We start from the raw sequence: 26,257 nt of genomic DNA on the forward strand, positions 1-26,257 counted from the left end.
CGGCCATGACTAACTAAATGTGCTGATGAGGCACCATTGGGATAGGCGCCGCCCACCAAATGGTGGGCATTGCAGAGAATGGCCTGTGTAAAAATTCAGTTTGGAATGTATTACCCGCTAAGCTTTCCCCCGTAATCGTTGCCCCATAAAACTTTGTGTATGGCATATCCCACTCGCCGGGCACTGCCACGACGAGTCAGAGTATTCATTTATGACATTGCTACATAATTAGCGATCAAGGACGCTAAATACAGATTTGAACTCATCGGCACGGCCGAACAGGTCTGGAGCAATCAATACCAGACTGCCGTGACAAAGTGGTATTTTTTAAAATAAAGCCATTTGTTATATAGATAATTAACTCAATTCCTGACGCAATGCAATTCTTCCTAAATTCTGCAATAAAGGGGCGTTTTCACAAGCAATATAAAAACAAGTCGAGCTATCATTATTTACGTGTTTGTGTTTTGACCAAACTGGAATATATATAGCATCCCCAATTTTCCAGTCAACTCTCTGATCCTCAATTATAGAATATCCATGACCAGAAACGATATAAATAATTGTTTCATAATTATGACGATGCAGCCTGGTTTCCTGGCTTGGTTCAAGCTCACCGATTGTCATACTAATTGTATGAGATGGTAAGTCAACGACATGCACTAAATGACGTCTATTCTTAGAAAATACATCATCATATTTAACTGATTTCATTACAGAAGCATGGAGAAGTTTTCTAGGTATTAGCGGTGTCAACATCTCCGGAACCTCAACGAAATGCTTTGAATTAAATCGCTGATGTAACGCGCTTTCATCTGCGTTTTCAATGCCATTCTCTACATTTTCGGTGAAGTTATTGAGGATCCCGGTAAACATATTCAACCTATGATTAATCATTGTTTTACCAATCAAAATTGCTTCATCTCGACATTCAGGACTCTCCAGCGTTAATCGTTCCAAAATCTGGACCATTGTAATAGCGTGGTTTTCGTCTTCTTCAATATGAAGAGGAAAGAATATTATTTCCTCTTCTGAAAAATTGAAATATTTCAGCGCCTCATATACTGGCTTATAAATAATGGGAACTATCGCTTCAGCGCCAAGACACATAGCTGCTAGCCCATTTATGAGATTATCTGATTTACAGTAAATAAACATACTATCAATAAGCTGCTGCGTTTCGTCAAAGGGACTATGCAGATCAGGCTTAATTTCAGCAGCCCTTAGTACCTTTTGAAATAATTCTGAATGTGTAGGTAATCCTGGCTTATCAATCCCCATTTCCTCAAGAAGATTTTCCATGAGATTGTGTACATCATTGATGTTATTAAATTGATAAATAAGAGAGCATAAATAACGTGTAAAATTTCGAGAGTAAAAGTGTTGTTGGACCAGAAATGATTTAAGGAGTTGAAGACTTGGTTTATCTGATCGAAAATTTTTCATCAACGGATGTTCCGCAAGTCGTACCAAATCGCTAGGATTTATCCAATCTTGCCAGATCGAATCTATTTCAGCGTACTTATTTGCAATCACCATATTCACACTCCTTCTTTAGCAGATGTATATCTAATCGCTCTTAACACAGGATTGACTTAACGAATTGGCAAAGACAAAAAATATAAAGCTTAATAATATCACAAAACCACTAGCCAGATAGATTATATCTATACTCAACGTATGATCTATAAACCAACCACTAACAATTGTGGCAATGGGTATCGCTAAATACGATATAAGTCGGGTTACAGAAACAACTCTTCCCAAAATAAATGTCTCCGTGATTTTTTGCCTATAGGTAAAAAAAGTAACTACGATAATTGATTGAACGAAAGAGGAAAAAGCCCAAACGATCGCCACCATTAACGCATTACTAGTTAACAAAAGAAGAAAACTAAACAAAGCTGTAAATAGTGTACAATACGATATTATTTTAATATCGGATACTTTACCGATAATTGGTACCGCGACTTTGGCACCAACTATTGCGCCTATACCTATTATGAGATAATAAGGTGCTATTTGCTCGTCGGTCAGGTGATAAAATGAGCCAAAAATCCACATTAAATTTGGAAGAACCAAACGAATACCAAAATTAACGGCAAAGAATAAAATAGCTATGTTCCGCAATTCTTTTTTATCCAAAACGTACAGTACGCCTTCTTTCAATGAACAAAAAATACGATTAAAATTAAAACGCGCTTCAGCATGAGAGCGAACATAAGGTATAAAACTAAACGTTGCAAATGAAATAAAATAACAAACAAAAACTACCAGTGAGACAACTTTTTTATCAAAGCCAATCAAAACAAATCCGAGAAATGCAGGAGCTATAATACTAACCAAACTATCAATAACTCCAATGTTAGAATTAACTACTTTTATCCTTTCTTGGCTGAAAACATCGGGGATGATCGTCTGAAAAATAGGATGATGTATAGCAGCAAAGCAAGAAATAACAAACCCGAGAAAAATTATTATGGCAATATTTCCTTGCGTAAAAGGTATTAGATAGATGATGAGACCCACTAAAGCACAGCAGGCCTCCCCAAACATAATAATCCTTTTACGATTAAATAAATCACCAAATGCTCCAGCAAAAGGAGTTACTAATATGTAAGGAACAATGTTTACAGCATATGATACTGTCACCAAAAAGGCAGAGTGACTCAGGTCTAAAATTACCAACGGTATAAGAAACCCTGCTAACCAAAAACCTAAAGATGTATTCAGATATGAAAATGTTAATTTATTAAACATATATCCTCTACGAGTTCTTTAAATTCCCACAGCAAGAGCAATTATCATTGCGTTGCCATTTTTCCGTTGTCTCTATAGACAAATCATCGAAACAAAATGACTTCAGCCTGTTAGTCAAAGTAGGAGGTTGTAGACCTGTAATCATCTTGATTGCCTCACAAAGCATGACCCCAGTAGTTACCGAAACCAATGCGGACATGGCTGGAGCGGGAGCTTGATAGTCAATGTTTTCATTATAGTCTTCTGCAACAATATATGCCTGAAGCTCATCCGCAGGAAGCGAGCTTCGCCAGCACTCGGTACAACCACTTTCACCAGGAATTACGGAATAAAATACGGCTCGCCGCGTATCTAAACCACCATTGATAAAAGGTATACCTAAATCACAACAAGCCTGGTTCAACCATTTAACCATGTAATTCCTTGGCTTGTCGGCTACACAAATCACCAGATCTCGGTCAGATATTATATCTGTTATATCTTTCGCTGAAGAGATACGCAAATCGATAGCATTAACATTCATTGTTGGACTGAACTCTAAAATTCTTTTCTTGGCTGTTATTACTTTTTTGAAACCGACATCTTCTTCTTTATATAATATCTGCCGATTTAAATTAGATAGTTCAATTTTATCAAAATCAACTATAACTAAATCCTTAATACCTACGGCTGCCAACTCAAAGAGTATATGGCTCCCTAGCCCGCCACAACCAAGCAGGCAAACCTTTGATAACGCAAGTTTCTGTTGGACTTTATATTTATTCTCGCCATATGAAATTAGTGTATTGAAAAACTCAAAATTTCTTGACCACCGATTAGAATCATATTCATCAAGAATATCTCTGGTGGTAAATTGAGTCTCTATTAAATTCAACTCCCTTAAGGTAACCAAATATTCATCAATGTCACTTTCATCTATATCATCATATTTATTCACAAACTGCTTCTTAATTTCACTTTCAGTCTTGTAGTCATTAAGAAGTGTTAAAAATGAATAAATTCGTCCATTATTGTCTTCAAAACTAATCAACTCAGAATTAAACCTAACCGTTGTGTTTTTATTAAATGGTTTATAAACCAGCACAGTGGTTTTCAGTTTTAATTTTTCCATAACGGACATCCTAAGAGAGTTGTTAGGGGAAGGAGGCCGATAACACCTCCTTCCGTTACAGCTTTTAGCCTACGGAGGCCAGAGCAGCATTGCTCGCTTTCATTTTGGTAAATTTCATTTTGAATCTCCAAAATACTATGTTTATTAATAAGTAATGCTTTACTTACGAGTCATTACGAGTTTTTTTACTACACGCAAACAACTTACGGAGATTAACCAACCGCAGCGAGAGTTGCGTTACTTGCTTTTGCTTTGGAAAATTTCATGATATTAACCTCTTGATTAATTGAGATTAGATACTGCTTGCTATTTCGCCGGCACAAGTAGGTTTACTAGGTAAAGAAAACGTTGTCACTAGGTTATAGTTAAGGAGATTATGAACTATGCATGAAGAACCTGATTTAAATCAATTATCTATAGCCATTGGAAATCCAAATCGAGCCTGTATGTTAGCGTTGCTTATGGAAGGCCGAGCACTCACAGCAAAAGAGTTAGCTTACGGAAGCGGCATTGAGCCAGGAGCTGCTACTGGGCATCTACACCAGTTAGTCGAAGCAGGATTGATCAACTATGTATGCCAAGGGCGTTTCAAGTATTTCCAGCTAGCTACGCCAGAGGTCGCAATGCTGGTTGAAACTATGATGACATTGGCCCCACACAAAAAAGTAAAACGAAAATTACCCGCTAAAGAACTTTGTGATGCTCGTTACTGCTACGATCACCTTGCAGGAAAATTAGGCACTCAAATTTATAAGATGCTAATTGAAAAGAACTTCCTGGAAACTGACCATCGAAATCTACGTTTAACACAACAAGGTAGGGAGTGCTTTGAAAATATTGGTATTGATATAGCCTCTATTGAACAAAGCCACCGTAAAAGAGCTTATCAATGTCTTGATTGGAGTGAACGAACCTTCCATATCGGAGGTGCTTTAGGGAATACTCTGGCCTGTTTTTTTACTGAAAACAGATGGATATCTCGACGTAAAAATTCGCGAGTGGTAGATGTCACAGAAAAAGGAAAAGATCTATTTGAAAAACATTTTTCATTTAAATTTTAATAGTATACGGGAGTGAATATCATTGAGCACAATAGCGCTGAAAAACTCAGCGCGGTTGTGCCCACTGAGCAATGAATGTTCCTCACCCCGCAATCCCTGTTACCTGTATCAGCAGGCAAACCGTCCCTCCCAGAGCCAACCAGGGGCCAAAAGCCAGTGATTGAGCTACGAAGTGCCTCGTTATGCCGCGCTGTATCAACGTCGCCAACACCCCCCCGCCCGCGGCGATCAGCAGCAGATGCGGCAACGCTTGCCAGCCTAGCCACGCACCCAGCGCAGCCAGCAGTTTCAGGTCGCCGTAGCCCAGGCCATCCACACCGCGCAGCAGCTTAAAGCCCCACCGCAAGCACCAGAGAAGCAGGTAGCCCACCATTGCGCCGGCCACCGCCTGCGCTAAAGGAACAAAGGTATCACACAAGTTGAAGCCAAGCCCCAGCCACAACAGCGGTAACGTGAGCACATCCGGCAGCAGCCACGTGCGGGCATCAATCGTCGCCAGCGCCAGCAGCCACGGCAGCAACAGTAATGTACCGGCCAGTTGCCACCCCACCGGTATCAGCCAACCGGCCAATAAAAACAGCAGCATGCTGGCCAGTTCAACCAGCGGATAACGCCAGGGGATGCACCATCCGCAGCAACGAGCGCGGCTGCGCAACAACAACCAACTGAGCAGTGGAATATTATCTTTAGCTGCAATCAGCTGCCGGCATCCGGGACAGGAGGAAGGCGGCAGCAATAAATCGTAGCGCGGTGCCGCTTCATCCAGAGGGAGACCCAGTTGCCGCCGCGCTTCATCATGCCAACGGCGCTCCAGCATCTGTGGCAACCGGTAAATAACCACATTGAGGAGACTCCCCGTAATGAGCCCCATCAACGCTAGCCATATCCGCCAGCCCGCGGGATAGGCCTCAGTCAACGCCGTTAACCGATCCACATCATGTTCCTCTAAAAATCTGGGTAGCCATCCTTGCACAATCGCACAACGCGGACAATTTCATGCCGCCAGTGCTGCATAACACCTCGCAATTTTGCTTAAAAGGCAAGCATTAACCATCCTGCGAAACGGTACTGACTTTAAGGTGCCAGCGCCTTGTTGAGCTGACGGTTGCCGTTGTTCACCCTTAAAAAGTGAGCTAACGGGGTATCTGTTAGCAAAGCGGGAGAGCTGGCGGTAGAACGTGCTATGGCGCGGCACCGCCAGGCTATTATGGGCGGGTGGTTTTTCTCATCCGCGCCGGCGATACGGGAAGGTTGTTGGAAGACGACGTTTAACGCGATACGAACATTGGCACTCATCCCGGCCTAAGTGCGCGGCGTTACGCTTAAGCGGGCTTTTTGCTTTTCATATATCGGCAGTTTCTGCCATTAATTCCGTCATCAGGCTCACAAACACCTCGCCCGGCTGGGACATGACGCTGCGCCCATCGGTGATCGCCACGACTGATATCGGCAATGCGGGGCGGAACGCTCGCACCGCCAGCCCGGCGGTGTCGTTCCCCTGTAGAGAGAAACGGTCAACGATAGTGACACTGCTGTTCCCGTGCCTGACCAGATTAATCGCCATGCTGTAACGGTTGGTTTCTACCGCCGCCACCTGGCGCTGGCGGAACGCCGGCACCTCTTCGGCAATCATGGCGACCAGCCGCGCGTCGGTGGTGATAAAAACCAGTTCGCGCGGCGAGATATCCTGCCAACACACCTCGGCCTGCTGCGCCAGCGGATGCTGCTCGGGCAGCACGCACACCATTTCACCCCGGCTGACGGCCAGCCGGTTATCCTCCGGCTCGTGGCCGGGCTTGACCATAAAACCGAGATCGTAACGCCCGCCTTCCACCGCCGCCTCAATTTCATTATTCAGGCACATGTCCGCCACCACGCCATAATCCGGAAAGGCCTGGCGAAAGCGCGCCACCGCCCGCGGCAACATATTTAGCGCCAGCGCAGGCGTGGCGCAGACCCGCAACTGCCCGACGCGGTACTGGCGAAGGTGCTCAACGAAGCGCTCGAAACGCAGCCGGTCCTGATGCACGCGCAGCGCTTCTTTATACAGTTCCCTGGCTTCGGCGGTCGGCTGCATTTTACCCTTATAGCGCTCAAACAGGCTGAACCCCATCTGTTGCTCGATAAGCGCCAGGCTTTTGCTCACCGAAGGCTGGGACATGGCTAACTGCGCCGCCGCCGCTGTCACTGAACCGAGCTGAACGATACTGATAAAGACGTCGAGTTGCTTGGGGGTCATTGCCATTTTCCAGATAACGATATGATGATTATGCATTTAAAATGCATGCACCCAGGGTTATAGAATCTATAATTATATTCACTCAGGGGTATAAAATGAAATTTTTCACTGCACGCTTAATGTCGGCATTGTTGCTGATACCGGGGATGTTCTTCACTCAGCTTCCGGCGCAGGCCGAGGAGAATATCAATACGATCCTGCCAGACCATATCATCCGCGTCGGTGCGGTCAACGCGCCGCCGTGGTACCAGAAAGATCTGCTGACCAACCAGTGGACCGGGCTGGTACCCGATGTCGTGCAGGCGATATTTAAAAATACCGATATTAAAATTGAATACGTCGATACCCAGTGGGGCACCGCCGTGGCAGGCTTGCAGTCCAACCGTTTCGATATTTTAGGTGGCTTTAATAACACGCCGGAAAGAGCCAAAGCCGTCGACTTTACCCGCCCGATGGGCTCTCACCAGATGGGCGTACTGACGCTGGAAAAAGACACCAAGAAATATCAAACCTGGGCAACCATCAATAATCCACAGACCCGGCTTGCCGCGATTGACGGTTCGGCGGCGGTAACGCTGCTGCAACCGCAGTTGGATAAAGCGCAGTGGATTATCGTTCCCGATAGCGACAACATGCAATTGCAAATGGAGAGCGGCCGCGCCGACGCCATCGTCACCAATGATATACAGATGGCGCAGTATATTCAGAAGCGTCATCAGGGCACGATGATTATCCCGCAGCCGGTCAAAGAGCAGGCCACCAATATGGGCCTGCGTAAAGATCGCCCGCAGTTACAGGCGTGGCTGGATGGTCGGCTTGAACAGTTGGATAAAGACGGCACGCTGAAAACTATCTGGCATCAATACACTCACCCGGCGAAATAACCCTGATGAGCCAACCGTCTTCATTACCGCTGCTGAAAATTGCCGCGCTCAGCAAATCGTTCTCGGGGAATAGAATCATTGATGACGTCTCCTTCGAGGTTCGCCCCTCGGAGGTGATTGGCATCATTGGCCGCAGCGGCGCGGGGAAATCCACCCTGCTGCGCTGCCTGAACATGCTGGAGATCCCAGACAGCGGGCATATCTGGCTGGGCGAGGAAGAGATCGGGTTTTACGGCGCGCAGAGAAAACCGGTGAAACGGCGCACACTGGCACGCCAACGCGCATCGATGGCGATGGTGTTCCAGCACTTTAATCTGTGGCCGCACCGCGGCGTGCTGCAAAACATTATTGAAGGGCCAATACAGGTGCTCGGTATGTCGCGTAAAGCCGCTACGGAGAAAGCGATGGCGCTGCTCACGCGTATGGGGTTGGCGGAAAAAGCCGGCGACTTTCCGGTGCAACTTTCCGGTGGTCAGCAGCAGCGGGTATCTATCGCTCGCGCCCTGGCGATGGAGCCGCGGGTGATCCTGTTCGACGAACCCACCTCAGCGCTCGATCCGGAGTCCGTCGGCGAGGTGCTGGCGGTGATCTCCGAACTGGCGGCCAGCGGCACCACCATGATGGTCGTCACCCATGAAATGCGCTTTGCCCTGCAGGTCTGTAGCCGGCTGCTGTTGATGGAGAACGGCAGGCTGGTGGAAGAAGCGACCCCGCAGGAAATCTGGTCACGGCCGCACCATGCCTCTATTCGTCACTTTATGGCGCTGTCCGGCGTGACGGCGGAGGAGCTGCGCTAATGTCATATCATTGGGATTTCTCAATACTGTGGCAATATCACGCCGTTCTGCTGGCAGGGATATTCACCACTTTTAAAATCGTTTTGGCCTCGGTCACGTTAAGTATTCTTGGCGGCGCCCTGCTTGCGCCGTTACGTGGCGCATCCAGAGCGGCGATCCGCTTGCCCACCCAGGGGCTGATTGAGATTGTGCGCTCAATCCCGCCGCTGGTGCTAATCGTCTGGGCTTACTACTGCCTGCCGATTCTGTTCGGCCTGACCCTCTCCTCGTATCTGACCTGCGTACTGGCCATCTCGTTATATGGCAGCGTGTTTTTCGCCGAAATATTTCGCGCTGGCCTGCAATCGGTCGATCATGGTCTGGTTGAGGCCGGCCTGTCGGTGGGGATGTCGCCGCTGAAAGTGTTGGTTCGGATTACCGGGCCGGTGGCCTTTTTGCGGATCTTACCGGCGTTTGTAAGCCAGTGCGTGATGTCGATAAAGAACTCGGTACTGGCGAGCTATATCGCGACGGGCGAGATCCTCTATCAAGGGCAACGGCTGAGCACCGCCACCTTCCGCCCACTGGAAACGCTGACCTTTGTGGCGCTGTTTTTCGTCGCCACCATTCTTCCGCTGTCACTGCTGGCAAGCTATGCCGAGCGCAGGATCCGCACCCGGTACTTCAAACGTTGAATAACCATGAATATCACCGCGACACGCCAGTTGGTAAATTTTGCCTGCTCTTTATCTGCGCCAACTATTCCGGCCGCCATCCGCCGCAAGGTTCGGCTGCATTTGCTGGATGCCCTCGCCTGCGGTTGGGCCGCCAGCCGCCACCGCGTCAGCGAACCGGTTATCCGCGCCACCCGGCTGTTCGGCGGAAACGGTAACTGCACCGTCTTCGGCGAGCCCGGTTTCAGCCCGCTGGCAGCCGCTTTCGCCAACGCCGCGGTGATAAACGGCCTGGACCACGATGACGGCGTGGAGATCGACGGCAAAGGGCTCGGCCACCCCGGCGCCACCCTTATCGCCGCGGCGCTGGTCGCCCTTGATCTTAGCCCGCGGCCGGTAACGCATGACGCGCTGATCACCGCCCTGACGGCCGGCTTCGAGGTGAATAATCGGCTAATCCACGCCATCCAACCCTCGGCAGAACGTTTCAGCCAGGTATACGGCGTGGCGCAGCATCAGACGATCGGCGCGGCGCTGGTGGCCGGGCTGCTGCTGGGCCTGCCCCCGGCGCAGTTGAATCAGGCCATTGGGCTGGCCGCCGTGCTGACGCCGCTGCCCAGCCTGCATCAGTACAACTGGCAACAGCGGCCGCTGATGGCACTTAAAGATGCCGTGGCACCGGCGGCGCAGGCAGCGGTGCAGGCGGTGATCATGGTGCAACAGGGCCTAAGTGGCAGCCTTGACGCGCTCGACGGCGATCAGGGCTTTTGGCGAATGATCGGTTCCGACCGTTTCGCACCGGAAATGCTGACCGATAATCTCGGCAGCCACTGGTACGCCGGTTACGGCAGCTTTAAGCGCTATCCCGCCTGCCGCTGGCTGGCCTGCGCGCTGGAATGCATGGAGTGCATTATGCAGCAGACCGGCTGGCAGGCAGCGGATATCCGCGCCATTGAGGTGCAGACCTTCCCGCGGCTGGTCGAGGATATGATGGACTACCGCCCCCGCACGGCCACTGACGCGCAGTTCAGCCTGCCCTGGACGATGGCGGCGGTCGCCGGCGGCCTGCAGCCCGGCGCCGACTGGTATACGGAGCACAGCATGCAAAATGCGGCATTGCAGGCACTGGCGGATAAGGTGACAGCCGTTATCACCCCTGAATTTACACAGCGAATGAATGGTCCGGCACGCCAGCCCGGCGCGCGCGTGGTGGTGACGCATCGCCACGGCGAAAGCGCCGTGCAAGAGCGCAACAAGCCGCTGGGCAGCGCCGAACGCCCGATGAGCAAGGCAGAGATGATGGCCAAGGCGCGGCATAATTTAGCCGGGGATAAGCTGCAGGTTGAACAACTGATTGCCCGAGTGATGCAGGAAAACGGCGCCGTGTCGTACTGTTCGGCTGCGGAGCTGACCGGCTTTTCGCCCGCGCCTTAAGCAAACTTAACTAAGAGCCTATCCCAGTAGGCGTTATTGTCGCAGCCAGTTTGGACACGGACAGCGCGCAGACAACATGCCGCGCATGTTGAACGGACTTTAGTCCGGCCCGTAGGGCGAGCGGAGCGAGTAAAACGGAGCGTACACGGAGTACGTGAGGATTTCGAGCACTGCCCAGGTTCAAAATGGCAAGTAAAATAGCCCTAATGGGATAGGCTCTAACTTCCTATTGGTGTTTTAGCTCGTACCCATCTACCGGCCTTGTGCTGCCACGGATCACCAACATACCGGGTAAAACCTGCTGAATAGCAGATGCTTCAACATCCTTCAACTGTGAGGAAATGATGGCAACGGTAGCGGAAACCATCTCACTGATTGGCTGGACATAGGTCGTCAAGTTATACATGGGCCAACCTGCCATTGCTATGTCATCAAAACCGACGACAGAAATATCTTCTCCCGCAATCATACCCAGTTCACCCACGGCGACGTTAAGCGCGCCGATAGCCATAATGTCATTGGCACAGAAGAGTGCATCGGGCCGCCGTCCCCCCGCCAGCAAACTACGGGTGGCAGCCATCGCACCTTCAATGGTATACAGCCCGACGGCACGTTGCGGCGGTTCAAAACCCCGCAGGAGCAGGCGCTGTGTAAAACCCTCTTCACGATCACGGCTGGTCGATGAGCTCTCCCGCCCCGCCATAAAGGCAATATGGCGGTGGCCACCGGCAATAAGAAAATCCGCGATGGCGGCGGCGGCAGGACGGTTGTCACTGGTCACGCTGGAAACCGTTTCACTGTCATTCTTACGGTTCAGCAGCAACACGGGTAGGCCATTATGCTGGCATTCTTCAGCAAAATGAGACGACAGACTGGTGGAAACCAGGATCAATGCCTCAACACGGTGCCGTAAGACGTCTTCCAAAATAGGATCGGTATCATCGTCGTTATACATGGAGAAGAGCAGGACACGGTATCCCAACTGATTTAATTCGAGAGATAGCCGATCTAACAGGTTTGCATAGAATGGGTTTGCTAACCCAGGCACCACCACACCAATAAGGTTGGAACGCCGCGTAATCAATGAGCGGGCAACAAAGCTAGGGCGATAACCCAAGGCCATAGCCGCCTCCCTGACTTTTTCACGCATAACCGGCGAGATTTTCCCCCCTTCAGTAAAAGCGCGTGATACGGCGGATTGTGATACCCCCGCGAGTTTAGCCACATCATAACTGGTGACCGGGCGGCGCGTACGTCCTGTCATCAGACCCTCCTCCCAATAATTATCCTGCCCACATTATGGTGGATCTCAGTCTCAATGCATAATTTTTGCGATCTGCGTTGCATTCGAATGCAGCACTTCTTTACGCTCACTAAAATTCAACACTAAGATACACGTGCATTCGAATTCACAAACAATTAATTAACATCTATGGAGTGGTTCATCATGGCAAAATGGCTTAAAAAAGGTGCTGAAGCAGAGGCAATCAAAAATGCCGATCGCAAAGTACGCGACACGGTTGAACAGATTCTGGCTGACATTGAAGAACGAGGCGATGCGGCGATTCGTGAGTTTTCCATTCGCTATGATAAGCTGGATCGGGAAGATTATCGTTTAACAGAGGCGGAAATTCAGGCGTGTTACGCGCAGTTGTCAGAGCGCGATATCGCCGATATTGCTTTTGCACAAGAGCAAGTTCGCAATTTTGCCCAACACCAGCGTAACAGCCTGGTCGATATTGAGGTTGAAACCCTACCCGGCGTTATCCTCGGTCATAAGAATATCCCTGTTAATGCCGCCGGCTGCTATGTTCCTGGCGGAAAATACCCTCTGCTGGCCTCTGCGCATATGTCCGTGATCACAGCTAAAGTCGCGGGCGTCCCACGGATTGTCACTTGCGCTCCCCCGTTCAACGGAAAACCCGCCCCGGCGATTGTAGTGGCCCAGCACATGGCCGGCGCCGATGAGATCTATTGCCTCGGCGGCATTCAGGCCGTTGGCGCGATGGCCATCGGCACCAAGTCTATTGCGCCGGTAGATATGTTGGTCGGCCCGGGAAACGCGTTTGTTGCCGAAGCCAAACGTCAACTATTTGGCCGTGTGGGTATCGACCTGTTTGCTGGCCCGACAGAAACTCTGGTGATTGCCGATGACAGCGTTGACGGCGAGATCTGCGCGACAGATCTGTTAGGGCAGGCAGAGCATGGCCCGGATTCGCCAGCCATTCTACTGACAACATCAGAAAAATTGGCAAAAGAGACATTGGCGGAAATTGAACGTCTGTTAAACATATTGCCGACGGCGCAAATTGCCCGCCAATCCTGGGAAAAACTTGGTGAAATTATCGTTGCGGATAGCGATGAAGAGATGCTGGACATCGCGGATAAACTGGCCTTTGAGCATGTCCAAGTGATGACGAAACAACCTGACTGGTTCCTTGCCAACCTCCGCAACTTTGGTGCCTTGTTTCTGGGCCCGCGCACAAATGTCGCTTACGGCGATAAAGTGATCGGCACCAACCACACATTGCCAACCAAAAAAGCGGCCCGTTATACCGGCGGGTTGTGGGTGGGTAAATTCCTAAAAACCTGTTCTTACCAGAGAGTACTCACCGATGAGGCTTCTGCTTTAGTGGGTGAATATTGTTCACGCCTTTGCGCACTGGAAGGCTTTGCCGGCCACGGCGAGCAAGCAAACATTCGCGTACGCCGTTATGGCCACAAAGACGTACCGTATGCCGGGATCGCCGAATAATATCGCGCCAGCAACGACCCAAACACATGTAAAAAACAGCCGCCCAAGATGGTGCAGAGCGTTAAAACACTCTGCGCTGTCTCTCTTTCTACCATGGAGACTCTATGGACGTCTTTATTGCATTACTGGCATTGGTGATGTTGATGCTGGTCGCCTATCGGGGATATAGCGTAATTTTATTTGCCCCTGTGGCTGCGCTGGGTGCAGTGTTGTTGACCCATCCCTCCGCCGTAGCGCCCATGTTCACCGATGTCTTTATGGAAAAGTTCGTTGGCTTCGTCAAACTCTATTTCCCGGTCTTTTTGCTGGGGGCCGTTTTTGGCAAATTGATCGAACTTTCCGGCTTCTCGCGCGCAATAGTGAGCGCCATTACACGGCTATTAGGAAAAAACCAGGCAATGACAGTGATTATCCTGGTCTGTGGTTTGTTGACTTATGGCGGCGTCTCGCTGTTTGTCGTCGTGTTTGCCGTTTATCCATTCGCTGCCGAAATGTTCCGGCAGGGGAATATCCCCAAGCGTTTGATGCCGGCTACCATTGCGCTGGGTGCATTTACATTTACGATGGATGCCCTTCCCGGTTCGCCCCAAATTCAAAACATCATTCCCACCACATTTTACGGAACTACCTCGTGGGCCGCGCCTTGGCTGGGCATCCTGGGCTCTCTTTTTGTCGTCGGCGGCGGCTTATTGTATCTGGATCTTGCGCGACGGCGAGCACAGCGCTCTGGCGAAGGATATGGCACCACATTGCGCAATGAGCCCGCAACACCGGAGGATATACCTCTTATTCATCCGATGATCGCCCTGTTGCCGCTGGTTGTGGTCGGCGTGATGAATCTGATATTCACCCATGCACTCCCTCATTGGTACGGCGCCACCTATGAAATAGCCTTACCGGGCTTAAAAAGCCCTATCCAGAGCGACGTCACTAAAATGGTCGCCATCTGGGCCGTACTGGCGGCGCTGTTGTGCGGTATTTTCACGATCTTTATTTTCGCCTGGCGCACCGTAGCTAATAAGCTGGCGGAAGGCAGTAAAGCCGCCGTAAGCGGTGCGATGCTTGCCGCATTGAATACAGCTTCAGAGTATGGTTTTGGCGGTGTTATCTCCGCGCTTCCCGGCTTTGTTGCAGTAGCCGAAGCGTTAAAAGCAATACCTAATCCGTTGCTTAACCAGGCGATTACCATCAACCTGCTTTCCGGCATCACCGGTTCGTCATCAGGCGGTATGAGTATCGCACTGGCTGCGATGTCAGATCAGTTTGTTGCTGCCGCCCATGCCGCACATATCCCTCTGGAAGTTATGCACCGGGTTGCCTCTATGGCAGCTGGCGGTATGGATACCTTGCCCCATAATGGCGCCATCATTACATTGCTGGCGGTCACTGGGCTAACGCACAGAGAAGCATATAAACCTATCTTCGGTATCACCATTTTCAAGGTCATGGCCGCCTTCTTTATCATTGGAGTCTATTACCTGACCGGGCTGGTTTAGCTGCTATAACCATCTATCAGTGCTCTTTACCAGTATTGGTAAAAAATTCCGTCCTAAACGCAATAGCGCTCGTACATGAGCGCTATTGCATGCCTACCAACCTCGGCGGCATTCCCGGCAAGCTTTGACCAATCAGCCATAAATTCACCTATTCTTGACGTTGTGGTAACCATATAAAAAATAGGCAATGACACAATTTTAGATAGCGCAACCCTTCTAGTTCGAGCTGCCTCCCCCATTTAGATTTTTGCAAATGTGGGCAACAAAAATCGGGTTATCAGGTAATTGATTTTACGGCAGAAGATGCGCAAGGGCGGGCAATCTATCACACCAACGTGATGATGAGCGTCGGCATTCGTTACGCCGTGGTCTGCCTGGAGGCGATTGTAGAAGCCACGGCGCGTGACCAACTGCTCAAGAGCCTGAACGCCAGCGGCAAAACCGTCATCGCGATAACGATGGCCCAGATGCACGCGTTTTGCGGCAACGTCCTTGAGCTATGCAGCCACGATGGGCACCCCGTCATCGCCATGTCAGAGCAGGCCTGGCGTGCGTTCACACCCGCACAACAGAAGATGCTAAGCGCTTACGCACGCATTGTGCAGGCACCGATTACGGTGATCGAACAGCACGGCGGCGGCGGCGCTCGCTGTATGCTGGCCGAGATTTTCGCGCCCAAAGTTACCGGCTGACTGCTGCAACCCGCTAATTATCGAGGATTTCACGGCGTGAACACCCTGCTTCCGATGGAAACCGTTACGCCGTAACGCCGCTTCGTCCAACAGCGATTTATCGGTTTTTCCACCCTATCCAGCCGCTAAGCAGCAGAAAAACCAAAGCCATTAGCAGCGCCGTCGCGATCAGATAGCGCTCGCCGTACAGCTGTGATACCAGCGGCACCAGCATCGCGCTCAAGCCATAGCCGAGCGTATGGCTGGTCGCAATAAACCCGGCCCCTTTGCCCGTGGACAGGCGCGCATCCAGCAGCAGTTGATAACACGGCGTAGCCATCGCCGCGCCGAATGAAACCACCGCGATGCCGCCATACATCCAGCCCAGATCCGCTGGCAACATCATGCCCAATCCGGCGACCATCAACAGCGCCGCCACCCCGAGCAGCGTAACGGCACGGAAGTGCTGCGGGCGCACCACCAGAAACTGTGCCAGCAACGTGCTTGCCGCCGCCAGACTCAGTAACAGCGCCACATGGTGGCTGATCTGGGCAGCTTCGCCGGCGAACAGCCGCAGGTGTGGCGCCAGCCCAAGCTGCATCAGGCTGATGGCCGTCGCCAACAGCAACGCCAGCAGCAGATACGGCAGCATGGTGCGCTGTAGCCGGGAGGACTGATGCGCGGCCGGAAGTAATGGGGGATCCTGGGGCTGGCGAACAACCAACAGCAGCGCCAACAAAGGCGCCGCGGCCATGAGCCACAGCGGCGCCTGCGGATGCAGGCTCAATGCCATGGCGGCCAGCGGGGGCCCCACCAGGCGCCCACAGCTTAGCCCCGAACTGATGGTCGCCAGTGCTGCCATGCGATTGGCTATCCCCGCCCGTTGCATGGCCCACGTCTGCGCCGCCGGCACCATGCCGGACACCGTCAGACCGTACAATGCACGGGAAGCAACCAGCCCCACCAGCCCCCAGAAAGCGCTGATGCCGCCGGTTGCCATCGCGCCCACCATCAGCGCCATCAGTGCAAAACTGGCCAGATAACCGCCGAGCGCTGCCAGCACCACCAGCTTGCAGCCGCGAATTTCCGTCTGTTTCCCCCACCACGGCGATGCGGGTAAAAACAGCATGGAGCCAAACATCAGCAGCCCCGCCCAAACCGAAAGCGACAGGCCGGTCATCGCCACCAACTGCGGCAATACCACCAGTAAACCATTTTGCCCAATGCCCAGCAGCCCAGCACACAACGCCAACGGCCAGTTGGCTTTTGGCGGGGTTTCATGCGTCAACGTATCAGGAGATGAATGCATATATTTCGTTAAGATAACACCAACAAATGTAATGATAACGTAAGCTTAATGAAAGTAAATATTACAAAAATAGTTGCCAATGTAAACAATTCCATTACCATAATGATAACCATTATCAATGTTTGGATGGAATTTCCCTTATGTTTTCTCTGCCACAAGCCATTGATACCGACGTTGCGGCCCAGTGTTTTTTAAACGCACTGCTGCGCGAAACCCAAGACTGGCAGCACCTCTCGCATAATGAGCCAGACCAACCTGCGCAAATTCATATTCCCCTTTCGTCCACCCAGGCCATCCGCATTGCCGTTCGCTATTTCTCGCCAACGCAGCATCATCAGTACCATTTTCCGGCGCGGCTACTCAGCGCGGATGATAGCCACGGCGAACCTATTGATTTTACGCGGTTGGTATCGCTGATCCTCGCCAGGCCCGACGTCAAAAGAGCCTTGCCGGACGACACAATTGCCCGGTTCCAGTCGCGGGTGCTGCAAAGCCACGCACACACCTGGCAAGCCATTAACCAACGCCACCGCTGGGCAACGCTGCGCAACACGCCGCTGACGTTTGCCGAAGCAGAACAGGCGTTGCTGGTTGGCCATGCATTCCATCCGGCGCCAAAATCACACGAACCCTTTAACGAAACTGAAGCAAAGCGCTATCTGCCAGATTTTTGCTCCCGTTTCCCGCTACGCTGGTTCGCGGTAGACAGCGCCTTCGTGGCTGGCGAAAGCCTCTTGATGCCGCTGCGCGCCCGTCTGCTGCGTTTTGCCGCACAAAGCGCGCCGCAACTGCTCGGCCATTTCACTGACGCCCGCTGGCTGATCCCCATGCACCCCTGGCAGGCAGACCATCTCTTGGCGCAAAACGGTTGCCGGACGCTGTTGAACAACGGCTCACTGCAGGATTTAGGCGAAGCCGGCGCGCATTGGTTGCCCACCAGTTCTTCGCGTTCGCTCTACAACGAGAGCAACAGCGACATGATTAAATTTTCGCTGAGCGTGCGGCTGACCAACTCAGTGCGCACGCTGTCGGTCAAAGAAGTGAAACGAGGGGTTCGACTGGCCCGGCTGGCGCAGACCCCGCGCTGGCAACAGTTACAGGCCCGCTACCCTACCATGCGTGTGATGCAGGAAGACGGTTGGATCGGCCTGCGCGATGCCGACGGCCAGATCCAGGAAGAGAGCCTGATGGCGCTGCGTGAGAACCTGTTATTCCCCCTGCCGGAAACACAAACCAATGTGCTGGTCAGCCTGACCCAGGCCGCGCCGGATGGCGGCGACAGCCTGTTGGCGGCCTGCGTGCGCCGGCTCGGCCAGCGCCTCAATCTGCCGCTGGCCCAGGCCGCCGCCTGCTGGCTGGCGGCCTACTGCGATCGCATCCTCCTGCCGCTATTCAGTGCGGAAGCCGATTACGGCTTGGTGTTGCTGGCCCACCAGCAAAACATTCTGGTGGAAATGCAGCAAGACCTTCCCGTTGGCCTGCTCTACCGCGACTGCCAGGGCAGCGGTTTTACCGCCGGCGCGGAGCAATGGCTGGCCGAAATCGGTGAGCCAGAGGCGGAAAACCGCTTCAGCGAAGAGCAACTGCTGCGCTACTTTCCCTATTACCTGCTGGTGAACTCCACCCTGGCCGTGACGGCGGCGCTCGGCGCGGCTGGGTTCGACAGCGAAGAGAAACTGATAGCCCAGGTACGTGAAGCGCTGGCTACGCTGCGTAGCCAAACACAACAAACGCGCTGCCTGGATTACGTGCTCAACAGCCCGCACTGGAATTGCAAAGGCAACTTCTTCTGCTATCTGCACGATCACAACGAAAACACCATCGCGGATCCGGCGGTGATCTACTTCGATTTCAGCAACCCGTTTTACAAGGAGAAAGCGTGATGCCACACGCGAGTATTGTTCATGACGGTTACGGTTTCCGCTGCACGCGAATCGACGCCGCACTCCCCCTGGCGCTGGGGCTGGACGCCAGCGCCATACTCCAGCGCCTGTCGCCGCTGCCCGAGCGCTGGCTGGTCGACGCTTTGGATCAGCTTTTTGTCGCCGCGCCGCAGCTTGCCGGCATTACTCTCCCCTGGGCCGACTGGCATGATGAGCCACAGGCCCAGCAGCTGTTTAACCTTGTGCAAAGCGACTATCTGGCACGGCAGGCCTTTTGGCAGTTGCCGCTCTGGCTGCGCGGCGAACGCCTGCCCGCCAGCGGTCAGATGCAGTATGACGAAACGCGCCGGCTGTATTTCCCGCAGCGCCCGCCCCGCCCGCAGGGGGAAGTTTATCGCCGCTACGATCCGCAGGTTAAGCGCACCCTCAGCTTCCGCCTGGCGGATATTACCCAGGACGCGCAGCGGTTTACGCGTTGGATGAATACACCGCGCGTAAACGCGTTCTGGGAAATGGCCGCGCCGCAGGCGGAACAGGAAAAATACCTGCATCGCCAGTTGGATAGCGCCTATTGCTACCCGCTTATCGGCAGCTTTGACGATGAGCCCTTTGGCTATTTCGAGATCTACTGGGCGGCGGAAGATCGGATTGGCCGCCACTATCGCTGGCAACCATTTGATCGCGGCCTGCATATGCTGGTGGGCGAAGAACAGTGGCGCGGCGCACCCTATATCCGCAGTTGGCTACGTGGGTTAAGCCACTATCTATGGCTTGATGAACCGCAGACCGCACGCATTGTGGCCGAACCGCGGTTTGACAACCAACGTCTGTTCCGCCATTTGCCGGTCGCCGGTTATGAAACGGTGAAAGAGTTCGACTTCCCGCACAAACGTTCGCGCCTGGTGATGTGCCAGCGCCACCACTTCTTCAGCGAGGTGGGGCTGTGATGCTGGAATCGTGGCAGCAAGTCAACCGTGAGATGGTGGCGAAGATCCTCGCAGAGCTGGAATATGAACGCGCGCTGCACGCGCATGAAATCGCTCCGGGCCAATGGTCCATTCCTCTGGGCGATGAAACCTGGCGGTTCCATGCCAAGCGTGGCATCTGGGGGTGGCTGCATATTGCCCCGCACAGCTTACGCCCCCTGAGCGGCGCCCCCATCGAAGCCGAAAGCGCGCTGCGTCAGTTGGCCGCGGTGCTGAACATGAGCGATGCCCAAACCGCCGAGCATCTGGAGGATCTCTACGCAACGCTGCGTGGCGATTTACAACTGCTGGAGGCGCGAAAGTCATTAAATGCCGATGCGCTGATCGGGCTGGATGCCGATCGGTTGCAGTGCCTGCTTAGCGGCCACCCGAAGTTTATCTTTAATAAAGGCCGCCGCGGCTGGGGGCTGGATGCGTTACGGCAATATGCCCCGGAATACTGCGGCCGTTTTCGCCTGCAGTGGGTAGCGGTGCGCCGCGATCTGATGGTATGGCGCAGTGAGGAAGGCTGCGAGCTGGATACACTGCTGGCAAGCGCCATGAACGGCGCCGAACGCACGCGTTTCAACCAACGTTGGCAGGCGCTGGGCCTCGACGACGGTTGGCTGCCGGTGCCGCTGCACCCCTGGCAGTGGCAGCAGAAAATCGCCATCCATTTCCTGCCCCAACTGGCGCGCGGTGAGATGGTGGAACTCGGTGAATTCGGCGATGACTACCTGGCGCAGCAGTCGCTACGCACCCTGACGAACGCCAGCCGCCGCACGCATTTTGACATCAAGCTGCCGCTGACGATTTACAACACCTCCTGCTATCGCGGCATCCCCGGCAAGTATATTGCCGCCGGCCCGCTGGCCTCACCCTGGCTACAGCAGCAGTTTGCCCAGGATCGTACGCTCAGCGCGCTGGGCGCGCAGATCCTCGGCGAGCCGGCGGCGGGCTATCTGGCGCACGCCGGTTACGCCGCGTTGCCGAAAGCCCCCTACCGTTATCAGGAGATGTTCGGCGTCATCTGGCGCGAAAATCCCTGCCGCTATCTGCAGGCGGGTGAACAGGCCGTGCTGATGGCCGCGCTGATGGAAACAGACCCTGCAGGGCGCCCGCTGATTGATGCCTGGATTACGCAATCCGGGCTGAGCGCCGAAGCCTGGCTGACGAAGATGTTCGAGGCGGTCGTGCTCCCCTTCTATCACCTGATGTGCCGCTATGGCGTAGCGCTGATTGCCCATGGGCAGAACGTCACGCTGGTGATGAAGGACCACATCCCGCAACGTATTTTGCTGAAGGATTTCCAGGGCGATATGCGCCTGGTGGATCAGGACTTCCCCGAGGCCGCCTCATTACCGCAGCAGGTCAAGCAGGTTACCGCACGCCTGAGCGCCGACTACCTGATACACGATCTGCAAACCGGCCATTTTGTTACCGTGCTGCGCTTTATCTCGCGCCTGACGGAACAGTGTGGCGTCAGCGAACCCCGTTTCTATCAGCTGCTGGCGGCCGTTTTACGCCGCTATATGGCCCGCCACCCGCAACTGGCGGAACGTTTCGCCCTGTTTGATTTGTTTAAGCCGCAGATCATTCGCGTGGTGCTTAACCCGGTGAAACTCACTTTCTCCGAACACGACGGTGGCAGCCGCATGCTACCGAATTACTTAACCGATCTTGATAACCCGCTCTATCTGGTCACCAAGGAGTCCGCACAATGAAAACCCATGATTTCATCGGCATTGGTCTTGGCCCGTTTAACCTCAGCGTCGCGGCGCTCGCCGAGGGGCTTGACGGATTCAGTTCGCTGTTCCTTGAAAGCAAACCGCACTTCTCCTGGCACCCAGGCATGATGTTACCGGAGTGCCACATGCAGACCTGTTTTCTCAAAGATCTGGTCAGCGCCGTGGAACCCACAAACCGCCACAGCTTCATCAACTATCTGGTGCAACGGAAAAAATTCTACCGCTTCCTGACCACCGAACAGCGCACCGTAACGCGCGAAGAGTTCGCCGATTACCTGTGCTGGGCGGCGGAGCGCCTGGGCAACATCGCCTTTAGCCAACGGGTGCAACAGGTCAGTTTTGACGATCGGGCCGGGCTATTTGACGTCGTTACCCAACGCGGCCACTACCGGGCGCGCCACGTTTGCCTGGGCATTGGTAAACAAATCAATCTGCCCGATTGCGTGAACGAGCAAAGCGACCGCTGCTTCCACGCCAGCGAGATGATGCAGCGCTCGCCGGCGCTGGCCGGTAAGCAGGTGACTATCGTGGGCGGTGGCCAGAGCGGCGCGGATCTATTTTTAAACATTTTCCGCGGCACATGGGGGCAACCTGCAGCGCTGAATTGGGTATCGCGCCGCAACAACTACAATGCGCTGGATGAAGCCGCGTTCGCCAACGAATACTTTACGCCGGAATATCTGGAGAGCTTCGCAACGCTTGATGAGAAAGCCCGCCACCGCATGCTGGCCGAACAGAAAATGACCTCCGATGGGATCACCGCGGAATCCCTGCTCGCCATTTATCGCGCTATGTACCACCGCTTTGAGGTGCTGCGCGAAAGGCCCTGGGCGCGCTTGATGCCATCACGCTCCGTCACTTGCGTCACGCCGGAAGGCGACAACCTGAACCTGGCGATACAGCATCACCTGGACCACGGCGAAGAGCAGTTGAAAACCGACGTGGTCATTTTTGCCACCGGATACCGTGCGGCGGCCCCCGCGTTCCTCCAGCCGCTGGCGCACCGCCTGCAGTTGAACAGCGAAGACGAGTTTCAGATAAACACCGACTTTACCCTCAACTGGGGTGGCCCGCGGGGGAACCACCTGTTTGCCGTCAATGCCGGTATGCATAGCCTCGGCATTGCGGAACCTCAGCTGAGCCTCATGGCCTGGCGATCTGCTCGCATTCTCAACCGCGCGCACCCAGAAGAACCGTTTGAGCTAACCACCACGCCTGGCGTTATCCATTGGCGCAGTAAATCAAGCCCGACGGCCGGCCAGGCCTTTCAACCCTTAGTAAAAACGACTGAGTACTGACACACCATCGGAGCACCACAATAATGAAACATCAATATCGCTGGGTTTTAAATCCGTGCCTACTCGCCATACTCTCATCCCCCGCCTGGGCGGAAGATCCTGAACAAGAGCAGATGGTTGTCTCTGCCAGCCGTGCCAACCGAAGCGTCGCGGAAATGGCGCAAACCACCTGGGTGATTGAACAGGCTGAAATTGAACAGCAGGTTCAGGGCGGCAAAGAGTTAAAAGAGGTGCTGGCACAGCTCATACCAGGCATGGATGTCAGTAGCCAGGGGCGCACCAACTACGGCATGAATATGCGCGGGCGTTCGATGATGGTGATGGTCGACGGGGTGCGCCTTAACTCATCGCGCAGCGACAGCCGCCAGTTAGACGCGATCGATCCCTTCAACATTGCGCATATCGAAGTTATCTCTGGCGCAACGTCACTGTATGGCGGCGGCAGTACCGGCGGCCTGATTAACATTGTCACCAAAAAGGGCCAGGCCGGGACGCAGGTAGAATTCCAGACCGGCGCCAAAAGCGGCTTCAACAGCCATAACGACCATGATGAGAATATCGCCGCGGCGGTGAGCGGCGGCGATGACAAAGCCTCTGGCCGGCTTGCGCTCTCCTACCAGCGCTACGGCGGCTGGTATGACGGCAAAGGCAACGAGGTAATCATCGATAATACCCAGACGGGCCTGCAGTACTCTGACCGCCTTGATTTGATGGGCACGGGCACCATCAACATCGACGAACATCAGCAGCTACAGCTGACGGCGCAGTACTATAAAAGCGAATCGGACGGTAAACATGGCCTGTTCCTTGGGGAGAACTTCTCTGCCGTGACCGGCGATGGCAATGCGTATAACGCCGGCAACCTGAATTCCGACCGTATTCCCGGCACCGAGCGCCACCTGATTAACCTACAGTACGCCAACAGCGATTTCTTCGGCCAGGATTTGGTGGCGCAGATTTATTACCGTGACGAAAGCCTGACCTTCTATCCGTTCCCGACGCTGGGTGGCGGCGTGGTGACCAGCATTGGCGCATCACAGCAAAAAACCGATTTCTACGGCGGCAAACTGACCCTTAACAGCAAACCCCTGGACGATCTGACGCTGACCTGGGGCCTGGACGCCGACCACGAAACCTTTAACGCCAACCAGCAGTTCTTTGACCTGAATACGGCGGCGCAGAGCGGCGGCATGACGCTGGACAACGCCTATAACGTTGGGCGCTATCCCGGCTACAGCATCACTAACCTTGCCCCCTTCCTGCAAGCCAGCTACGACATTAATGCCATTACCCTAAGCGGCGGCGTGCGCTATCAGTACACCGAAAACAAAGTGGATGACTTTGTCGGTTACGCTCAACAGCAGGCCATTGCCACCGGGCGAGCGCAATCTGCCGATGCGGTGCCGGGAGGCAAAACCGACTATAACAATGTCTTGTTCAACGCCGGCATTCTGGGGCGCCTGACCGAACGCCAGCAGGTGTGGTTCAACTTCTCACAGGGCTTTGAGATCCCGGATTTAGCCAAATACTACGGCTCCGGGACGTATCAACTGGTGGATGGGCACTATCGCCTGACAAACAGCGTTAATGTCAACGACTCTAAGCTGGATGGCATCAAGGTCAACGCGTTTGAGCTGGGCTGGCGCTTCACCGGTGACAACCTGCGCACCCAGGCGGCGGCTTACTACTCGCTGTCTGACAAAACCATCAATATCAATAAAACCGATATGACCATCAATCTTGAAGACGACAAGCGTCGTATCTATGGGTTGGAAGGCCAGGTGGATTACTTCTTCACCGATAGCGAATGGAGCACCGGGGCGAACTTTAACGTCATCAAATCCGAAACCCGCGTAGACGGAAAGTGGCAGAAGTTGACCGTCGACAGCGCCAGCCCGTCGAAGGTCAGCGCATGGGTGAACTGGGCTCCTGGCGACTGGGGTCTGCGCGTGCAGAGCACCCAAACCTTTGACGTTTCAGATAGCGACGGCAAGAAAATTGACGGCTACAACACCGTAGACTTTCTCGGCAGCTATAACCTGCCGGTGGGCAAACTTAGCTTCAGCATAGAAAACCTGCTGGACAAAGATTACACCACGGTTTGGGGCCAGCGTGCGCCGGGGCTTTACAGCCCGACCTACGGCGCATCGGAGCTTTATAGCTATAAAGGCCGCGGCCGCACCTTTGGGCTGAACTACTCGGTGTTGTTCTAACAGCCGGCGCCGCGCTTGCTGCCCGATGCCAGCGGCGCTCATGCATTCTTGCGGGGCGCCGCCTGGCTTTGTCGGTTCATTCCTCAATGGCAGAGAGGCTCATTGCCGCCTCTGCCATCAGCCATTGCTTGAAGCGTGCGCACTTGTCATCCTGCTCCAGCGGCCGAGGCGACAGCAACCAATAGCTGGAGCCATCGCGCGTGAAGCCGTATGGCGCATGCAACTGTGCGCTCTCCAGCTCATCCTGCACCATCAGGAAAGACACCATCGCCATTCCCAATCCGGCAACCGCCGCCTGAACGCACAGGTAAAAGTGTTCATAATCAACCCGGATGCTCCCTTTGGTGGACACGCCCGCCAGCCGCTGCCAGGCCGACCATGCCTCCGGGCGCGTCCCGGCGTGCAGCAGGCGCACACCGTCCAGTTGCGCCTGGCGGCCTGGGTTTTCCCGGCTCACCGGCCCCATCCATTCATCGCAGATTTTCGCGGCGTGAACCCCCTGCTCCCAACGGAAATCGTCACGCCGTAACGCCAGATCGACCCCGGCCCGGGCGAAATCGATCGGCCCGCCGGCGGCGACCAAATGCAGATTGATGTCGGGGTTTGCCTGGTGAAACGCAGGCAAACGAGGAATCAACCACTTCATGGCGATGGTCGGTTCGCAAGACAGCACCAGCACCTGTTCGCGCGCCGACTGCTGCAAACGGTACACAGCGCCTTCAAGCTGTTCGAACACCGCGAGGGTGGTGGCATGCAGCGAGCGCCCGGCGGCATTAAGGAAGATTGCCCGGTTTCGCCGTTCGAACAGCTCAACACCCAGCGCCTCCTCCAGCAGCCGCACCTGCCGGCTGACGGCGCCGTGCGTCACATGAAGTTGCTCGGCCGCCTTCACGAAGCTGCCGGTTTGCGCTGCCGCTTCGAAAAAGCGGAATGAAGCCAGAGAGGGAAGTTTCATATACTCGATGAAATCTGACAGATTT

At 53.7% G+C, this 26,257-nt stretch carries 19 protein-coding genes and 2 pseudogenes; 13 read left to right on the forward strand and 8 right to left on the reverse strand.

The window, feature by feature from the left end; genetic code table 11:
• Window positions 1-357 precede the first annotated feature (357 nt).
• The 3 genes from ABFX35_RS10180 to ABFX35_RS10190 are packed head-to-tail and all read right to left on the reverse strand — an operon-like array spanning window position 358 to window position 3,871.
• Complete coding sequence (locus ABFX35_RS10180) at window positions 358-1,539, reverse strand: iron-containing redox enzyme family protein (protein ID WP_346080671.1); 1,182 nt, start codon at window positions 1,537-1,539, stop codon at window positions 358-360.
• A gap of 30 nt (window positions 1,540-1,569) precedes the next feature.
• Window positions 1,570-2,760: an MFS transporter gene (locus ABFX35_RS10185; RefSeq protein ID WP_346080673.1), complete on the reverse strand. Its 1,191-nt coding sequence runs from the start codon at window positions 2,758-2,760 to the stop codon at window positions 1,570-1,572.
• A gap of 7 nt (window positions 2,761-2,767) precedes the next feature.
• The gene (locus ABFX35_RS10190; protein WP_346080675.1) at window positions 2,768-3,871 is read right to left on the reverse strand and encodes a HesA/MoeB/ThiF family protein; all 1,104 of its coding nucleotides are present in this window, start codon (window positions 3,869-3,871) and stop codon (window positions 2,768-2,770) included.
• Between the two features lie 383 nt (window positions 3,872-4,254).
• On the opposite strand from ABFX35_RS10190, the gene ABFX35_RS10195 reads away from it, so the two are divergent.
• A complete protein-coding gene (locus ABFX35_RS10195; RefSeq protein ID WP_279025324.1) occupies window positions 4,255-4,932 on the forward strand; it encodes an ArsR/SmtB family transcription factor in 678 nt (225 codons plus the stop codon).
• Between the two features lie 82 nt (window positions 4,933-5,014).
• Here ABFX35_RS10195 and ABFX35_RS10200 read toward each other — a convergent pair whose 3' ends face one another.
• Together ABFX35_RS10200 and ABFX35_RS10205 are read right to left on the reverse strand one after the other, a co-directional pair.
• Window positions 5,015-5,866, reverse strand: a complete 852-nt coding sequence (locus ABFX35_RS10200; RefSeq protein WP_428832177.1) for a prepilin peptidase — start codon at window positions 5,864-5,866, stop codon at window positions 5,015-5,017.
• 408 nt (window positions 5,867-6,274) lie between these two features.
• On the reverse strand, window positions 6,275-7,171 hold the full coding sequence (locus ABFX35_RS10205; protein WP_346080677.1) for a LysR family transcriptional regulator: 897 nt from the start codon (window positions 7,169-7,171) through the stop codon (window positions 6,275-6,277).
• A 95-nt stretch (window positions 7,172-7,266) separates the two neighbouring features.
• On the opposite strand from ABFX35_RS10205, the gene ABFX35_RS10210 reads away from it, so the two are divergent.
• From ABFX35_RS10210 to ABFX35_RS10225, 4 genes are read left to right on the forward strand one after another with little or no spacing between them, the layout of a single operon-like run.
• Window positions 7,267-8,055, forward strand: coding sequence for a substrate-binding periplasmic protein (locus tag ABFX35_RS10210; RefSeq protein WP_346080679.1), 789 nt, complete (start codon window positions 7,267-7,269; stop codon window positions 8,053-8,055).
• Window positions 8,056-8,060: 5 nt separating this feature from the next.
• The gene (locus ABFX35_RS10215) at window positions 8,061-8,852 is read left to right on the forward strand and encodes an amino acid ABC transporter ATP-binding protein (protein WP_346080681.1); all 792 of its coding nucleotides are present in this window, start codon (window positions 8,061-8,063) and stop codon (window positions 8,850-8,852) included.
• A complete protein-coding gene (locus ABFX35_RS10220) occupies window positions 8,852-9,526 on the forward strand; it encodes an amino acid ABC transporter permease (protein WP_095848278.1) in 675 nt (224 codons plus the stop codon). Before ABFX35_RS10215 ends, ABFX35_RS10220 begins: the two co-directional genes overlap by 1 nt.
• Window positions 9,527-9,532: 6 nt before the next feature.
• On the forward strand, window positions 9,533-10,939 hold the full coding sequence (locus tag ABFX35_RS10225; protein ID WP_346080683.1) for an MmgE/PrpD family protein: 1,407 nt from the start codon (window positions 9,533-9,535) through the stop codon (window positions 10,937-10,939).
• Between the two features lie 226 nt (window positions 10,940-11,165).
• On the opposite strand, the gene ABFX35_RS10230 is transcribed toward ABFX35_RS10225, so the two are convergent.
• Window positions 11,166-12,203, reverse strand: coding sequence for a LacI family DNA-binding transcriptional regulator (locus ABFX35_RS10230; protein WP_095848275.1), 1,038 nt, complete (start codon window positions 12,201-12,203; stop codon window positions 11,166-11,168).
• A 183-nt stretch (window positions 12,204-12,386) separates the two neighbouring features.
• Between ABFX35_RS10230 and hisD the strand changes: the two genes are divergently transcribed.
• The 3 genes and pseudogenes from hisD to ABFX35_RS10245 all read left to right on the forward strand — a co-directional run.
• Window positions 12,387-13,694 (forward strand): histidinol dehydrogenase, encoded by a 1,308-nt coding sequence (gene hisD, locus ABFX35_RS10235; protein ID WP_279025335.1) that lies wholly within the window; start codon window positions 12,387-12,389, stop codon window positions 13,692-13,694.
• A gap of 137 nt (window positions 13,695-13,831) precedes the next feature.
• A pseudogene (locus ABFX35_RS24180) lies at window positions 13,832-14,164 on the forward strand (GntP family permease); the annotation flags it as partial.
• Window positions 14,165-15,462: 1,298 nt separating this feature from the next.
• A pseudogene (locus tag ABFX35_RS10245) lies at window positions 15,463-15,882 on the forward strand (arginine deiminase-related protein); the annotation flags it as partial.
• Between the two features lie 97 nt (window positions 15,883-15,979).
• Here ABFX35_RS10245 and ABFX35_RS10250 read toward each other — a convergent pair.
• The gene (locus ABFX35_RS10250; protein ID WP_346080686.1) at window positions 15,980-17,170 is read right to left on the reverse strand and encodes an MFS transporter; all 1,191 of its coding nucleotides are present in this window, start codon (window positions 17,168-17,170) and stop codon (window positions 15,980-15,982) included.
• 140 nt (window positions 17,171-17,310) lie between these two features.
• Between ABFX35_RS10250 and ABFX35_RS10255 the strand changes: the two genes are divergently transcribed.
• From ABFX35_RS10255 to ABFX35_RS10275, 5 genes are read left to right on the forward strand one after another with little or no spacing between them, the layout of a single operon-like run.
• Complete coding sequence (locus ABFX35_RS10255) at window positions 17,311-19,053, forward strand: IucA/IucC family protein (protein ID WP_346080688.1); 1,743 nt, start codon at window positions 17,311-17,313, stop codon at window positions 19,051-19,053.
• Window positions 19,053-20,000 carry a GNAT family N-acetyltransferase gene (locus ABFX35_RS10260; RefSeq protein ID WP_346080690.1) on the forward strand — a complete coding sequence of 316 codons (948 nt, stop codon included), beginning with the start codon at window positions 19,053-19,055 and terminating at the stop codon, window positions 19,998-20,000. Before ABFX35_RS10255 ends, ABFX35_RS10260 begins: the two co-directional genes overlap by 1 nt.
• Window positions 20,000-21,742 (forward strand): aerobactin synthase IucC, encoded by a 1,743-nt coding sequence (gene iucC, locus ABFX35_RS10265; protein WP_346080930.1) that lies wholly within the window; start codon window positions 20,000-20,002, stop codon window positions 21,740-21,742. Before ABFX35_RS10260 ends, iucC begins: the two co-directional genes overlap by 1 nt.
• A complete protein-coding gene (locus ABFX35_RS10270; protein ID WP_346080692.1) occupies window positions 21,739-23,064 on the forward strand; it encodes a lysine N(6)-hydroxylase/L-ornithine N(5)-oxygenase family protein in 1,326 nt (441 codons plus the stop codon). The genes iucC and ABFX35_RS10270 overlap by 4 nt, the downstream gene beginning before the upstream one ends.
• A gap of 23 nt (window positions 23,065-23,087) precedes the next feature.
• Window positions 23,088-25,277 carry a TonB-dependent siderophore receptor gene (locus ABFX35_RS10275; protein ID WP_346080694.1) on the forward strand — a complete coding sequence of 730 codons (2,190 nt, stop codon included), beginning with the start codon at window positions 23,088-23,090 and terminating at the stop codon, window positions 25,275-25,277.
• 76 nt (window positions 25,278-25,353) lie between these two features.
• Here ABFX35_RS10275 and ABFX35_RS10280 read toward each other — a convergent pair whose 3' ends face one another.
• Window positions 25,354-26,232: a LysR substrate-binding domain-containing protein gene (locus ABFX35_RS10280; RefSeq protein ID WP_279025348.1), complete on the reverse strand. Its 879-nt coding sequence runs from the start codon at window positions 26,230-26,232 to the stop codon at window positions 25,354-25,356.
• Window positions 26,233-26,257: the final 25 nt, after the last annotated feature.

The organism is Gibbsiella dentisursi, from assembly GCF_039539505.1.
Lineage (GTDB): Bacteria > Pseudomonadota > Gammaproteobacteria > Enterobacterales > Enterobacteriaceae > Gibbsiella > Gibbsiella quercinecans.